The 13,251-nt window shown below is 64.2% G+C and carries 13 protein-coding genes; 5 read left to right on the forward strand and 8 right to left on the reverse strand.

Translation table 11 applies throughout. The features are described 5' to 3' along the window. Positions 1 to 71: 71 nt before the first annotated feature. Positions 72 to 386 carry a hypothetical protein gene (locus F3J44_RS15335; RefSeq protein ID WP_167063410.1) on the reverse strand — a complete coding sequence of 105 codons (315 nt, stop codon included), beginning with the start codon at positions 384 to 386 and terminating at the stop codon, positions 72 to 74. A gap of 229 nt (positions 387 to 615) precedes the next feature. On the opposite strand from F3J44_RS15335, the gene leuS reads away from it, so the two are divergent. The 5 genes from leuS to F3J44_RS15360 all read left to right on the forward strand — a co-directional run bounded on the left by leuS (position 616) and on the right by F3J44_RS15360 (position 6,598). Continuing rightward, a complete protein-coding gene (gene leuS, locus F3J44_RS15340) occupies positions 616 to 3,222 on the forward strand; it encodes a leucine--tRNA ligase (protein WP_167063407.1) in 2,607 nt (868 codons plus the stop codon). A gap of 61 nt (positions 3,223 to 3,283) precedes the next feature. After that, entirely contained in the window at positions 3,284 to 3,889 is a 606-nt protein-coding gene (lptE, locus tag F3J44_RS15345) for an LPS assembly lipoprotein LptE (RefSeq protein ID WP_167063403.1), read from the forward strand. Positions 3,890 to 3,925: 36 nt separating this feature from the next. Next, on the forward strand, positions 3,926 to 4,963 hold the full coding sequence (gene holA, locus F3J44_RS15350) for a DNA polymerase III subunit delta (protein WP_167063400.1): 1,038 nt from the start codon (positions 3,926 to 3,928) through the stop codon (positions 4,961 to 4,963). A gap of 93 nt (positions 4,964 to 5,056) precedes the next feature. After that, positions 5,057 to 5,221 (forward strand): alternative ribosome rescue factor ArfA, encoded by a 165-nt coding sequence (gene arfA, locus F3J44_RS15355; protein WP_003257578.1) that lies wholly within the window; start codon positions 5,057 to 5,059, stop codon positions 5,219 to 5,221. A 60-nt stretch (positions 5,222 to 5,281) separates the two neighbouring features. Further along, a complete protein-coding gene (locus F3J44_RS15360; protein WP_167273856.1) occupies positions 5,282 to 6,598 on the forward strand; it encodes a lytic murein transglycosylase in 1,317 nt (438 codons plus the stop codon). Between the two features lie 126 nt (positions 6,599 to 6,724). Here F3J44_RS15360 and F3J44_RS15365 read toward each other — a convergent pair whose 3' ends face one another. From F3J44_RS15365 to mltB, 7 genes are all read right to left on the reverse strand, one after another. After that, the gene (locus F3J44_RS15365) at positions 6,725 to 7,663 is read right to left on the reverse strand and encodes an LD-carboxypeptidase (protein ID WP_167273859.1); all 939 of its coding nucleotides are present in this window, start codon (positions 7,661 to 7,663) and stop codon (positions 6,725 to 6,727) included. Positions 7,664 to 7,746: 83 nt separating this feature from the next. Continuing rightward, positions 7,747 to 8,763 carry a lipoyl synthase gene (lipA, locus tag F3J44_RS15370; RefSeq protein ID WP_167063388.1) on the reverse strand — a complete coding sequence of 339 codons (1,017 nt, stop codon included), beginning with the start codon at positions 8,761 to 8,763 and terminating at the stop codon, positions 7,747 to 7,749. Positions 8,764 to 8,765: 2 nt separating this feature from the next. Then, complete coding sequence (gene lipB, locus F3J44_RS15375) at positions 8,766 to 9,413, reverse strand: lipoyl(octanoyl) transferase LipB (RefSeq protein ID WP_167063385.1); 648 nt, start codon at positions 9,411 to 9,413, stop codon at positions 8,766 to 8,768. Further along, positions 9,413 to 9,688: a DUF493 domain-containing protein gene (locus tag F3J44_RS15380; protein ID WP_009685832.1), complete on the reverse strand. Its 276-nt coding sequence runs from the start codon at positions 9,686 to 9,688 to the stop codon at positions 9,413 to 9,415. The genes lipB and F3J44_RS15380 overlap by 1 nt, the downstream gene beginning before the upstream one ends. Positions 9,689 to 9,761: 73 nt before the next feature. Then, positions 9,762 to 10,922: a D-alanyl-D-alanine carboxypeptidase family protein gene (locus tag F3J44_RS15385; RefSeq protein ID WP_167063382.1), complete on the reverse strand. Its 1,161-nt coding sequence runs from the start codon at positions 10,920 to 10,922 to the stop codon at positions 9,762 to 9,764. A 315-nt stretch (positions 10,923 to 11,237) separates the two neighbouring features. Further along, on the reverse strand, positions 11,238 to 12,230 hold the full coding sequence (locus F3J44_RS15390; protein ID WP_205299911.1) for a septal ring lytic transglycosylase RlpA family protein: 993 nt from the start codon (positions 12,228 to 12,230) through the stop codon (positions 11,238 to 11,240). Between the two features lie 8 nt (positions 12,231 to 12,238). Then, positions 12,239 to 13,249, reverse strand: coding sequence for a lytic murein transglycosylase B (gene mltB, locus F3J44_RS15395; RefSeq protein WP_167273862.1), 1,011 nt, complete (start codon positions 13,247 to 13,249; stop codon positions 12,239 to 12,241). Positions 13,250 to 13,251 lie beyond the last annotated feature (2 nt).

Here is a 13,251-nt window from a genome sequence, read left to right on the forward strand (position 1 = left end):
GCCGACGTCGATCATGAGAAGTGTCTAATGGATACCGGCGCGCGATGGCCTGCGCCTGGCGGCCTGAACGGCTAACGATGCGGCAGCGTCCTGGATCTCGCCGAACTGGCGGGGCGTCTCTTGTCCTTGAGCCAGATGATCTTGGCCGATGTCGGTTCCGCTTGTGGGTATGTACCGGCACAGGCATTACGGCGTTCCGGGAGCGATTCCAGGTAAGCCTTGATCACTTCGAACTCTGCGTGGCTCAGGCCGCGCAACTCCAGCTCGGCTGGCATCTCGTCGCGCAATCGCACCGAGGTCCGGGCAACTTCCAGTGCCAGGCCAAGTCGGTCGATCAGGCGTTCGTAAAGCTCCGGTTTGATTGCGGGTAGCTGCGTCTCTCCCATCCGTTCACCTCATTGAAGATAAAGAATATCTCCCCCCACACCTGAGCTTAGCGTTGCTTGAAAAAGCAGCCGGATGCCGCGACCAGCGGGCATTCGCAATCAAGGTTTCCCACGATGCGCAGCGCTGCTGTATGCTACGGCGTTCACTCTAAAACGACACCGGAGTGCCGGACGCAGCGAGGTTCCGCTGCCTGGAACAAGGTCTCTTCTCTCTCAGCAAAAAGTAGCCATGCACGAACAATACACGCCCCGTGATATCGAAGCCGCCGCCCAGAATTTCTGGGACGAGCAACAATCGTTCGCTGTTACCGAACAGCCAGGCAAGGACACCTACTACTGCCTGTCGATGTTCCCGTACCCGAGCGGCAAGCTACACATGGGCCACGTGCGCAACTACACCATCGGTGACGTGATTGCCCGCTACCAGCGCATGCTGGGCAAGAACGTCCTGCAGCCAATGGGCTGGGACGCCTTCGGCATGCCGGCGGAAAACGCCGCGATGAAGAACAACGTCGCCCCGGCCAAGTGGACGTACGAAAACATCGACTACATGAAGACCCAGCTCAAGAGCCTGGGCCTGGCCATCGACTGGGCACGTGAAGTCACCACCTGCAAGCCGGACTACTACCGCTGGGAACAGTGGCTGTTCACCCGCCTGTTCGAGAAAGGCATCATCTACCGCAAGAACGGGACCGTGAACTGGGACCCGGCCGACCAGACCGTACTGGCCAACGAGCAGGTCATCGACGGCCGCGGCTGGCGTTCGGGCGCGCTGATCGAGAAGCGCGAAATCCCGATGTACTACTTCCGCATCACCGACTACGCCGACGAGCTGCTGGAAAGCCTCGACGAACTGCCGGGCTGGCCTGAGCAGGTCAAGACCATGCAGCGCAACTGGATCGGCAAGTCGCGCGGCATGGAAGTGCAGTTCCCGTACGACCAGGCCAGCATCGGCCACGAAGGCACCCTGAAAGTCTTCACCACCCGTGCCGACACCCTGATGGGCGCCACCTACGTCGCCGTTGCCGCCGAGCACCCGCTGGCCACCCAGGCCGCCCAGGGCAACCCGGCGCTGCAGGCGTTCATCGAAGAATGCAAAAGCGGCAGCGTTGCCGAGGCCGACATGGCCACCCAGGAGAAGAAGGGCATGCCCACTTCCCTGTTCGTGCAGCACCCGCTGACCGGCGAGAAACTGCCGGTGTGGGTCGCCAACTACGTGCTGATGCACTACGGCGATGGCGCCGTGATGGCCGTACCGGCCCACGACGAGCGCGACTTCGAGTTCGCCCACAAGTACAACCTGCCGGTCAAGGCCGTGGTGCGTACCAGCGCTGGCGATGAAGTGGGCAGCGAGTGGCAGGACGCCTACGGCGAGCACGGCCAGCTGATCAACTCCGGCGAGTTCGACGGCCTGGACTTCGCCGGCGCCTTCGACGCCATCGAAGCGGCGCTGCTGCGCAAGGAACTCGGCAAGTCGCGCACCCAGTTCCGCCTGCGTGACTGGGGTATCAGCCGCCAGCGCTACTGGGGCTGCCCGATTCCGATCATCCACTGCCCGTCGTGCGGCGACGTGCCAGTGCCGGAAGACCAACTGCCGGTCACCCTGCCAGAGAACGTGGTGCCGGACGGCGCCGGTTCGCCCCTGGCGCGCATGCCCGAGTTCTATGCCTGCAGCTGCCCGAAATGCGGCGCCGCGGCCAAGCGCGAAACCGATACCATGGACACCTTCGTGGAATCGTCCTGGTACTTCGCCCGCTACGCCTCGCCGAACTACGAGGGCGGCATGGTCGACCCGAAAGCGGCCAACCACTGGCTGCCGGTGGACCAGTACATCGGCGGTATCGAACACGCCATCCTGCACCTGCTGTATGCGCGCTTCTTCCACAAGCTGATGCGCGACGAAGGCCTGGTAACCTCCAACGAGCCGTTCAAGAACCTGCTGACCCAGGGCATGGTCGTTGCCGAAACCTACTACCGCGTGGCCAGCAATGGCGGCAAGGACTGGTTCAACCCGGCCGACGTCGAAATCGAGCGCGATGCCAAGGCCAAGATCATCGGCGCCCGCCTGAAGACCGACGGCCTGCCGGTGGAAATCGGCGGCACCGAGAAGATGTCGAAGTCGAAGAACAACGGCGTCGACCCGCAGTCGATGATCGACCAGTACGGCGCCGACACCTGCCGCCTGTTCATGATGTTCGCCTCGCCGCCTGACGCGAGCCTTGAGTGGTCCGACTCCGGCGTCGAGGGTGCCAGCCGCTTCCTGCGCCGCGTCTGGCGCCTGGCCCAGGCCCATGTGGCCCAGGGCTTGCCGGGCAAGCTGGATGTCGCCGCCCTGGATGATGCGCAAAAGGTCATCCGCCGCGCCATCCACGCTGCGATCAAGCAGGCCAGCACCGACGTGGGCCAGTACCACAAGTTCAACACCGCCATCGCCCAGGTGATGACCGTGATGAACGTGCTGGAAAAAGCCCCGCAAGCCACCGAACAGGACCGCGCCCTGCTGCAGGAAGGCCTGGAAGCCGTGACCCTGCTGCTGGCACCGATCACCCCGCACATCTCCCACGAACTGTGGAAGCAGCTGGGCCACGATCAGGCCGTGATCGACGCCGGCTGGCCGGCCGTGGACGACAGCGCCCTGGTGCAGGACAGCATCGTCCTGGTGGTACAGGTCAACGGCAAGCTGCGTGGCCAGGTGGAAATGCCTGCCGCCGCCAGCCGCGAGGAAATCGAAGCCGCCGCCCGTAGCAACGAAAATGTCCTGCGCTTCATCGATGGCCTGACCATCCGCAAGGTCATCGTGGTTCCGGGCAAGCTGGTCAACATCGTCGCCAACTGATGGCAGCGCCCGCCCGCAGGCAATGCGGGCGGGCGTAATCGGCCCACAAGGGAGCAACAACATGATCAAACGCAATCTGCTGGTAATGGGCCTGGCCGTGATGCTCAGCGCCTGCGGTTTCCAGCTGCGCGGCACCGGCACCAACGAGATGAGCGTCAAGGAAATGGACGTCAGCGCGCGCAACGCCTACGGCCAGACCGTGAAGCAGCTGCGTCAGGCCCTGGAGCACAGTGGTGTCAACGTGCACACCGGCGCGCCTTACCACCTGGTGCTGACCAACGAACAGGAAACCGAGCGTTCGGCCAGCTACACCGGTGGCAACCGCGCCGCCGAGTACGAGCTGTTCACCACCCTGAACTACAGCATCCAAGGCCAGAACCAGCTGGAACTGCTGAGCGACAAGGTGGAAGTGCGCAAGGTCTACGTGCGTGACGGTTCGAACATCACCGGTTCCGACCAGGACGCCAGCCGCACCCGCGAGGAAATGCGCCGTGACCTGGTGCAGATGATGGTATCGCGCCTGCAAATCCTCACCCCGGCGAAACTGGACGAGCTGCAGGTCAAGGCCGACGCCCGCGCCAAGGCCGAAGCGGATGCCCTGGAGGCCGCGCGCCGCCAGCAGGCAGAAACGCCGCAGCAGTCGCCACTGGAAATCCCGGGCAAGTAAGCCCGTGCGGGGCACTTCGGTGCCCCGCCTGCTCCCATGAAGCTCGCTCCCGCCCAACTCAACAAACACCTGCAAGGCGCCCTGGCACCGGTCTACGTGGTCAGCGGCGACGACCCGCTGCTGTGCCAGGAAGCCGCCGACGCCATTCGCAACGCGGCACGCCAGCAGGGCTTCGATGAACGCCAGGTGTTCAGCGCCGACGCCAACTTCGACTGGGGCACCCTGCTCCAGGCCGGGGCCAGCCTGTCGCTGTTCGCCCAGCGGCGCTTGCTGGAACTGCGCCTGCCATCGGGCAAGCCCGGCGACAAGGGCGCTGCGGCCTTGATGGAATACTGCGCCAATCCCGCCGAAGACACCCTGTTGCTGGTCAGCCTGCCCAAGCTCGATGGCAGTGCGCAAAAAACCAAGTGGGGCAAGGCGCTGATCGAAGGTGCCCATTGCCAGTTCATCCAGATCTGGCCGGTGGATGCCCAGCAGCTGCCGCAATGGATCAACCAGCGCCTGTCCCAGGCTGGCCTCTCGGCCCAGCGCGACGCGGTCGACCTGATCGCCGCACGGGTCGAGGGCAACCTGCTGGCTGCCGCCCAGGAAATCGAAAAGCTCAAGTTGCTTGCCGAAGGCAACCAGATCACCGTGGAAACGGTGCAGTCGGCAGTGGCCGACAGTGCCCGCTTCGACGTGTTCGGGCTGGTCGATGCCATTCTCAATGGCGAGGCCGCGCATGCCCTGCGCATGCTTGAAGGCTTGCGTGGCGAGGGTGTGGAGCCGCCGGTGATTCTCTGGGCGCTGGCCCGCGAGCTGCGCTTGCTGGCAGGGCTTGCCCAGCAGTTTGCCCAGGGCGTGCCGCTGGACAAAGCCTTCAGCCAGGCCCGCCCGCCGGTGTGGGACAAGCGTCGGCCACTGGTCAGCAAGGCGTTGCAGCGCCTTTCGGCGCAGCGCTGGGCGCAGTTGCTGCAGGATGCCCAGCGAATCGATGCGCAGATCAAGGGGCAGGCCGAAGGGTCACCCTGGACCGGGTTGTCGCGCCTGGCGCTGCTGATGGCCGGGCAACGGCTGGTGTTGCCCCCGGAATAACAGGGATTCTGCTCATAAACACAATCAATTGGCCCTACCCACCCCTAAGGCCTAAAGTGCGCCGCGAAATCCACCCCAATCGGGAACGCCGCCATGAGCAAAAAACCGAAAAAGCACGGCCCCAACAAGGCCAAGTCAATCATCGCCCAACCGCTGTTCCGCTGCCGCCAGGAACAACCAAACAAGGGCAAAGGCAGCTACCGCCGCGAAGCCTTCCAATCGAGAGATTGGGAGGCTTCTTACTTTTTGGCGGCATGAAAGCATCGCAAGCGCAGGCGTGGTATGGTCGGCATCTGACCTGCAATTCTGGATCTGTGCATGCTCTTGAGTCTTCTCCCCCGTTGGAATTCCCGCCAGTTGCTCGCGGCCTCCAGCTTCATCCTGCTCGTCGCCTGCGCGGAGAAACCCACCGCCGCCGACGCCCTGCCGCTGGCCCCTGCCCAGCCCGCCCCGGTCGTGACCCTGCCCAGCGCCACGCCCGACGTCAGCACTGACATCCAGCCCCTGCAAACCTTCGCCCAATGGCAGGCCAACTTCCGCCAGCTGGCGCTGCAGGCCGGCATTACCCCGAGCACCTTCGACCGCGCATTCCTGGGCGTGACCCCGGACATGGACGTGATCAAGGCCGACCGCAGCCAGCCAGAATTCACCCGCCCGGTGTGGGAATACCTGGACGGCGCCCTCTCGCCCCTGCGCGTGCGCAACGGCAAGAAATTGCTGGAGCAGAATGCTGAACTGCTGACGCGCATCGAGCAGCGCTATGGCGTCGATCGCCAGGCCTTGGTCGCGGTGTGGGGCATGGAGAGCAACTTCGGCCAGTTCCAGGGCAACAAGTCGGTGATTCGCTCACTGGCGACCCTGGCCTACGAAGGCCGCCGCCCGCAATTCGCCCAGGACCAACTGATCGCCGCCCTGCAGATCATTCAGCACGGCGATATCCAGCCCGAGGCCATGCGTGGCTCCTGGGCCGGTGCGATGGGCCAGACTCAGTTCATTCCCACCACCTACAACACCCACGCGGTGGACTTCGACGGTGACGGCCGCCGCGACATCTGGAACAGCACGCCAGACGCCCTGGCCTCGACCGCGCACTACCTGCAAAGCTCGGGCTGGAAACATGGCCAACCCTGGGGCTTCGAGGTGCAGGTGCCGGCAGGCTTCGATTACTGGCTGGCCGATGGCTCGCTGCGCAAGCCGGTGAGCGAGTGGCTGCAGTTGGGCGTGAAGCTGCCGGCGGGCACCCAGTTGCCAGCAGGCAGCAACCAGCTGTCGGCGGCCCTGCTGCTGCCGGCAGGTGCCCGGGGCCCTGCGTTCCTGGTGCTGGACAACTTCCGCGCGATCCTCAAGTACAACAATTCGTCGTCCTATGCCTTGGCGGTGAGCTTGCTGGGCGATCGATTCTCGGGGTGGGGCTTCATCGCCGGGAGCTGGCCGAAGGAAGATTTGCCGCTAAGCCGCAGCGAGCGGATGGAGCTGCAGAATTTGCTCAATGCCAGCGGGCATGACGCGGGCAATGCCGATGGCATTATCGGGGCCAATACCCGCAAGGCGATTCGCAATGCCCAGCAGGGGCTGGGGTGGCCGGCGGATGGGTATCCGACCCACAAGTTGCTTGAGAGCTTGCGGGCTCGCTGATAACCCTGGGGCCGCTCTGCGGCCCATCGCGACTTGGCAGTCGCTCCTACAGGAGGAATGAACGCGATTCCCCCCCGGTAGGAGCGACTGCCAAGTCGCGATTGGCTGCAAAGCAGCCCCAGCGTCTCAACCCTTGAACAAACCCTGCCCCAAAACCAATGTCTGCGCCCGGCTATCAAGCCGAACCACCGCCCCCAGCGGCAAACACACATTCGGATCACAATGCCCACTGCGCCACCCGGCCAGCACCGGCACCCCCAACGGCGCAAAGGTCTGCTCCAGCAACGGCGTCAGCGCCGCAACGGTAATCCCGGCAAAATCCCCCACCAGCACACCCTTCACCCCTTGCAGCTTGCCCGCCAGGCGCAGCTGGGTCAGCAACCGGTCCACCCGGTACAGCGGCTCGTTGACGTCCTCGATGAACAGGATGCACCCCTGGGTGTCGATTTCCGCCAAGGTACCCATGGTCGCCCCCAGCATCGACAGGTTCCCCCCCAGCAAACGCCCGCTGGCCACCCCGGGCACCACGCACTGCAGGGCGAACTCGGCCGGGTGGGCGATGGCATCACCCTCCCCCACCTGCCCGCCCAGTTGCGCCAGCAACGACGCCTCGGTGGGCTGCAGCTTACCGCCCAACAGGTCGGCGTTGAGCATCGCGCCGTGGAAGGTAATCAACCCGGCATGCCGGTAGAGCGCCATGTGCAACGCGGTGATGTCGCTGTAGCCGATCAGCGGCTTGGGGTGGCGGCGGATCAGGTCGAAGTCGAGGCGATCCAGCAGGCGCATGCTGCCATAGCCCCCACGCATGCACAGGATCGCGTCGATAGCGGAATCGGCAAAGGCGGCATGCAGGTCCTGCAGCCGCTGTTCATCGCTCCCTGCCAGGTAGCCCTCGGCCTGCTGCGCGCCCGGGTACACCTGGCAGCGGCAGCCCCGTTCGCTGAACCACTGGCTGGCCCTCTGCGCATCCAGCCGCGCCGGGCCTGCCGGGGCGACGATGGCGAAGCAGGCGTTGCCCGATAGCGCCCTGGGCAAACGGGATTCAAGGGGTTCGGCGCAATTCATCGTGGCTCCTTGGTGAAACGGCAAAAACAAAAATGCCGATGCCGCCTTACAGCGCGCATCGGCATGTTCGGCTCACGCCAGGATCAGAGCTTGATCTTGGCTTCGTGGGCTTGCTGGTCGGCGTGGTACGACGAACGCACCAGCGGGCCGGAGGCCACGTTCTTGAAGCCCATCTTGTAACCTTCCTCGGCGAACCAGGCGAAGGTGTCCGGGTGGACGAAACGCTGCACTGGCAGGTGGCTACGCGACGGCTGCAGGTACTGGCCGAGGGTCAGCATGTCGATGTCGTGCTCGCGCATGCGGTGCATCACCTCGATCACTTCCTCGTCGGTTTCGCCCAGGCCCAGCATCAGGCCGGACTTGGTCGGCACGTGCGGTACCATTTGCTTGAACTTCTGCAGCAGGTCCAGCGACCAGTCGTAGTCCGACCCTGGACGCGCAGCCTTGTACAGGCGCGGTACGGTTTCCAGGTTGTGGTTGAACACATCCGGCGGCTCTTGCGCGGTGATTTCCAGCGCCACGTCCATACGGCCACGGTAGTCCGGCACCAGGGTTTCCAGCTGCACGCCTGGCGACAGCGCGCGGATTTCGCGGATGCAGTCGGCAAAGTGCTGGGCACCACCGTCGCGCAGGTCGTCGCGGTCAACCGAGGTGATCACCACATACTTCAGGCGCAGGTCGGCGATGGCCACGGCCAGGTTCTTCGGCTCGTCCAGGTCCAGCGGCTTCGGCCGGCCGTGGCCGACGTCGCAGAATGGGCAGCGACGGGTACAGATGTCGCCCATGATCATGAAGGTGGCGGTACCACCGGAGAAGCACTCACCCAGGTTCGGGCAGGACGCTTCCTCGCACACGCTGTGCAGCTTGTGCTTGCGCAGCAGTTGCTTGATACGGTCGACTTCCGGGGAAACCGGAATGCGCACGCGAATCCAGTCGGGTTTTTTCGGCAGTTCTTCGGTGGGGATGATCTTCACCGGAATGCGCGCGACCTTTTCGGCGCCACGCAGTTTTACCCCAGCTTCCACCTTCTTCGGCGCGGGGCGCGGGGTGATATCCTGGGTGGGTATCAGGTTCGGCACGGCTTCTTGCACAGTTGTCATATTCAGTCGATTCCGCCCATGAGGGTCGTCTGCTCAGCATAGTCGAGGTGCTTGACCAGCTGTCCGCGCAGCCTTGTCCTGACCTCGTCGAGTTCGATCGGGCCTGCCAGGTCGCGCAGCTGGGTCATGGCCAGCCCCGCATACCCACAGGGGTTGATTCGGCGGAATGGCGCAAGGTCCATGTCCACGTTCAGAGCAAGGCCGTGGAAAGAACGGCCGTTGCGGATTCGCAGGCCGAGGGAGGCGATTTTCGCTCCGTCGACATAGACACCCGGCGCATCGGGCTTGGCCACGGCAACCACGCCGTAGCTGGCGAGCAGGTCGATCAGCGTGCGCTCGATGCGGCTGACCAGTTCGCGCACGCCAAAGCCCAGGCGGCGTACGTCCAGCAGCAGGTAGGCCACCAACTGCCCGGGGCCATGGTAGGTCACCTGGCCGCCGCGGTCGGTCTGCACCACCGGGATGTCGCCCGGCACCAGCAGGTGCTCGGCCTTGCCGGCCTGGCCCTGGGTGAAGACCGCGGGGTGCTCGACCAGCCAGATTTCATCCTGGCTGTCCGGGCTACGCTGCTCGGTGAAGCGACGCATGGCCTCCAGCACCGGTTCATAGGGCTGCAGGCCAAGCTCGCGAACACCGAGGCAAAGGGACATCACAGCACCATTTTCACGATGCCGGTGGCACGCAGGGCACTGTTGATGTCGTGCAGCTGGTTTTCGCTTTCGGCCACGATGTGCAGTTGCACGGTGGTGTACTTGCCTTCCTTGCTCTGGCGCTCGGCCAGGGTGGAAAGGTCGACCTTGGCGTGCTTGCTGAGGATTTCGATGACCGTGTCCTTGAAGCCGACAACGGTATCGCCGATGACCTTGATCGGGTAATCGGCGCAGGGGAATTCGATTTTGTGCGACTTGACGTCAGGTTCGCTCATGGCGCAAACGCCCTCGTAAGGCGTGGCAACAACAGCGCCCCCGCAGGAGTTACGGGGGCGTGCAGGTCACGTATCAGTTGAACAACCCGTAGAAGAACAGACGGATGCTATCCCACATACGGCGGAAGAAACCACCTTCCTCAACGCCGTCGAGGGCGATCAGGTCGGCGCTGTGAACCACTTGCTCGTCCAGTTTGACTTCCACTTTGCCGATCACGTCACCTTTGGCGATTGGTGCGGTGAGCTGCGGGTTCATGGTCATCGAAGCCTGCAGGCGCTTCAATTGGCCTTTAGGCATAGTCATGGTCAGGTCGTCGGCCAGGCCAGCCTTGACTTGGCCAGTGGCGCCCTTCCATACCGGTGCCTGGGTCAGCTCGGTGCCCTTCTGGTAGAAGGTCTGGGTTTCGAAGAAGCGGAAACCGTAGGTCAGCAGCTTCTGGGTTTCGGCGGCGCGGGCTTGCTCGCTGTTGGTGCCGAACACCACGGCGATCAGGCGCTGACCGTCACGCACGGCCGATGCCACCATGCAGTAGCCGGCTTCTTCGGTGTGGCCGGTTTTCAGACCGTCGACGGTCTTGTCACGCCACAGCAGCAAGTTGCGGTTAGGCTGCTTGATGTTGTTCCAGAAGAACTCTTTCTGCGAGTAGATGGCGTAGTGGGCCGGGTCGATGTTGATGATCGCGCGGGCCAGCAGGGCCATGTCGTGGGCCGAGGAGTAGTGCTCCGGGTTCGGCAGGCCGGTCGGGTTCATGAAGTGGCTGTTGGACATGCCCAGTTCGGCAGCGGTCTTGTTCATCATGTCGGCGAAGGCGTCTTCGCTGCCGGCGATGTGCTCGGACAGGGCGACCGAGGCGTCGTTGCCCGACTGGATGATGATGCCGTGCAGCAGGTCGCTGACGGTAACCTGGCTACCGACCTTGATGAACATGCGCGAACCGCCGGTGCGCCAGGCGTTCTCGCTGACGGTGACCGGGTCGTTCTCGCCGATCTGACCACGACGAATGTCGACGGTGGCGATGTAGGCGGTCATCAGCTTGGTCAGGCTGGCCGGTGGCAGGCGCTCGTCACCGTTGTTCTCGACCAGCACGTTGCCGCTGGACGCGTCCATGAGTACGTAGGACTTGGCAGCCAGCTGCGGAGGTGCAGGCATCATCTGCTCCGCCGCGAAGGCAGCGGGCGTGAGCATCAGCAGTACGGGCAGGCAAAGTCGTTTGGCAAGGTTGGTGATGTTCATCCGTCTCTCGAAAATCGCTAATGGTCTGATGTTCCCTGGGCCACATCGTGTGCCCAGCGCCAGTCAGTCTAGTTTTAGTGGCCGCAGGCCTGGCCCGCAAAGTGCGACCTGATGTCGCTACGGGCAAAAGCGAACAGTGTACATGCCCGCGTTCGACAATTCATGACAAAACCGACAGTTTGGTGTTGTTCCGTGGGAGCGGCCTTGTGTCGCGAAAGGGCTGCGCAGCAGCCCCGGTGATGTCGGCTGCGAAGCTGCAGCCCTGGGGGCGCTGCGCACCCCTTTCGCGACACAAGGCCGCTCCCACATGAACCGTCAGTCAGCTGTGACCAGCTTGGCCTGCCCAAGGTTCGCCAGGCGAATGCTGTTCTGTGCCTGCTGGATTTCACCCTGGCTGTTGAACGGCCCCAGGCGCACGCGGTGCAGGGTCTGCTGGTTGCGCACGATCGAGCTGATGAACACCGGCGCGCTGACCATGGTGCTGAGCTTGGAGCGCAGCAGTTCGGCGGCATCGGGGTTGGCGAAGGCGCCCACCTGCAGGACATTGCCGGCACCGCCAGCCGGTACGCTGCCGCCGGCCACCTGCACCGGCACCACCGGCGCTGCGTGCTGCTGCGGCGGTGGCGTCCACTGCTCGACGCGCCCGGTGCTGGCCGGGATCGCCTGGGTCTGGGCGACCTGTGGCTCCTTGAGCATCAGCGGCGGCTGCTGGCCCTTCTGTGCCCACCACTGTTGCGGGTCGATGCCTTCCACGCGCACATGGGCGGTGCCGATCTCGGCGTAGCCCAGTTTCTTCGCCGCCGCGTAGGACAGGTCGATGATGCGGTCGGAATAGAACGGGCCACGGTCATTGACCCGCAGGATCACGCTGCGCCCGTTGGCCAGGTTGGTCACCCGAACGTAAGCCGGCAGCGGCAGGGTCTTGTGCGCCGCGCTCATGCCGTACAGGTCATAGAGCTCGCCGTTGGCGGTGTTCTGCCCGTGGAACTTGGTGCCGTACCACGACGCGGTGCCCTCGGCGCGGTAGTTGCGCGCGTCCTGCATTGGGTAGTAGGTCTTGCCCAGCACGGTGTACGGGTTGGCCTTGTAGGCCCCGGTGTGCACGGTCGGCGTGGCGTCGGGGATCTTGTTGACGTCCACGTCCCACCACGGCGCGCCGTCCTTGTGCGCCCGGTTGATGTCCAGGCCCGGCTGGGAGCGCACGGCATTGCCGCCGCCCTGGGAGGTCGGGCGGCTGGAGGAACAGCTGACCAGCAGCATGCCCACGGTCATGCAGGTCAGCAGCTTCAAGGTGTTGGCAGAGAACATTGCGCGCATTACTTGATGCCCCGTACTTGGACCAGCTGTTCGGCAAGCTGATGCACCGCCATGGCATACATCACGCTGCGGTTGTAGCGAGTGATCGCGTAGAAGTTCTTCAGGCCCATCCAGTACTCGGGGCCGTTGTCACCTTCCAGGCGGAAGGCGGTCACCGGCAGATCATCGCGCAACGCATCATGGCCCGACCAGCCCAGCGCCCGCAACTCCCCGACCGTTTTCACCGGTTCAATGCCGCTGGTCAGGCCCTCGTCGGCCCGCGGGCCACTGACCTGGGCGCGGCTGACCACGCCCTCGCCGGCCACCCAGCCATGGCGCTTGAAGTAGCTGGCCACGCTGCCGATGGCATCGTCGGGGTTGTTCCAGATGTTGATATGGCCGTCAGCGTCGAAGTCCACCGCATAGTTGCGGAAACTGCTTGGCATGAACTGCGGCAGGCCCATGGCACCGGCGTAGGAACCTTTCAGGGTGAGCGGGTCGAGCTGTTCCTCACGGGCCAGCAGCAGGTACTCGCGCAGTTCCTTGCGGAAGAATTCGGCACGCGGCGGGTAGTCGAACGCCAGGGTCGACAAGGCATCCATTACCCGGTAGTTGCCGGTGTTGCGGCCAAAGAACGTCTCCACGCCGATGATCGCCACGATGTACTGGGCCGGCACGCCATATTCCTGCTCAGCCCGGGCCAGCACGGCTTCATGCTGGCGCCAGAAGTCCACACCACGGGCGATGCGCGCGTCGGTGATGAACATCGGCCGGTATTCCTTCCACGGCTTGACCCGCTCGGCCGGGCGCGAGATAGCATCGAGGATCGACTGCTTGCGCTGCACCTCGTGGAACACGCCCTGCAGCTGCTCGCTGGCAAAGCCATAGTCGCGGCTCATCTGGCCGATGAACTCGGCCACCTGTGGCGAGCCGTCGTAATCGCCGGCATGGGCCAGTTGTACAGCGCCGAACAGGCCCACCGCGCCGACCCACGGCGCACAACGGGCAGCCCAGTTACGCACTGCTTGCATGA

Source organism: Pantoea sp. Tr-811, assembly GCF_011752535.1.
Lineage (GTDB): Bacteria > Pseudomonadota > Gammaproteobacteria > Pseudomonadales > Pseudomonadaceae > Aquipseudomonas.

What these genes read in the sequence shown, in the direction of transcription:
- F3J44_RS15335 (WP_167063410.1), bottom strand. Translation starts at nt 386, where the DNA reads ATGGGAGAGACGCAGCTACCCGCAATCAAACCGGAGCTTTACGAACGC.
- leuS (WP_167063407.1), top strand. Translation starts at nt 616, where the DNA reads ATGCACGAACAATACACGCCCCGTGATATCGAAGCCGCCGCCCAGAAT.
- lptE (WP_167063403.1), top strand. Translation starts at nt 3,284, where the DNA reads ATGATCAAACGCAATCTGCTGGTAATGGGCCTGGCCGTGATGCTCAGC.
- holA (WP_167063400.1), top strand. Translation starts at nt 3,926, where the DNA reads ATGAAGCTCGCTCCCGCCCAACTCAACAAACACCTGCAAGGCGCCCTG.
- arfA (WP_003257578.1), top strand. Translation starts at nt 5,057, where the DNA reads ATGAGCAAAAAACCGAAAAAGCACGGCCCCAACAAGGCCAAGTCAATC.
- F3J44_RS15360 (WP_167273856.1), top strand. Translation starts at nt 5,282, where the DNA reads ATGCTCTTGAGTCTTCTCCCCCGTTGGAATTCCCGCCAGTTGCTCGCG.
- F3J44_RS15365 (WP_167273859.1), bottom strand. Translation starts at nt 7,663, where the DNA reads ATGAATTGCGCCGAACCCCTTGAATCCCGTTTGCCCAGGGCGCTATCG.
- lipA (WP_167063388.1), bottom strand. Translation starts at nt 8,763, where the DNA reads ATGACAACTGTGCAAGAAGCCGTGCCGAACCTGATACCCACCCAGGAT.
- lipB (WP_167063385.1), bottom strand. Translation starts at nt 9,413, where the DNA reads ATGTCCCTTTGCCTCGGTGTTCGCGAGCTTGGCCTGCAGCCCTATGAA.
- F3J44_RS15380 (WP_009685832.1), bottom strand. Translation starts at nt 9,688, where the DNA reads ATGAGCGAACCTGACGTCAAGTCGCACAAAATCGAATTCCCCTGCGCC.
- F3J44_RS15385 (WP_167063382.1), bottom strand. Translation starts at nt 10,922, where the DNA reads ATGAACATCACCAACCTTGCCAAACGACTTTGCCTGCCCGTACTGCTG.
- F3J44_RS15390 (WP_205299911.1), bottom strand. Translation starts at nt 12,230, where the DNA reads ATGTTCTCTGCCAACACCTTGAAGCTGCTGACCTGCATGACCGTGGGC.
- mltB (WP_167273862.1), bottom strand. Translation starts at nt 13,249, where the DNA reads ATGCAAGCAGTGCGTAACTGGGCTGCCCGTTGTGCGCCGTGGGTCGGC.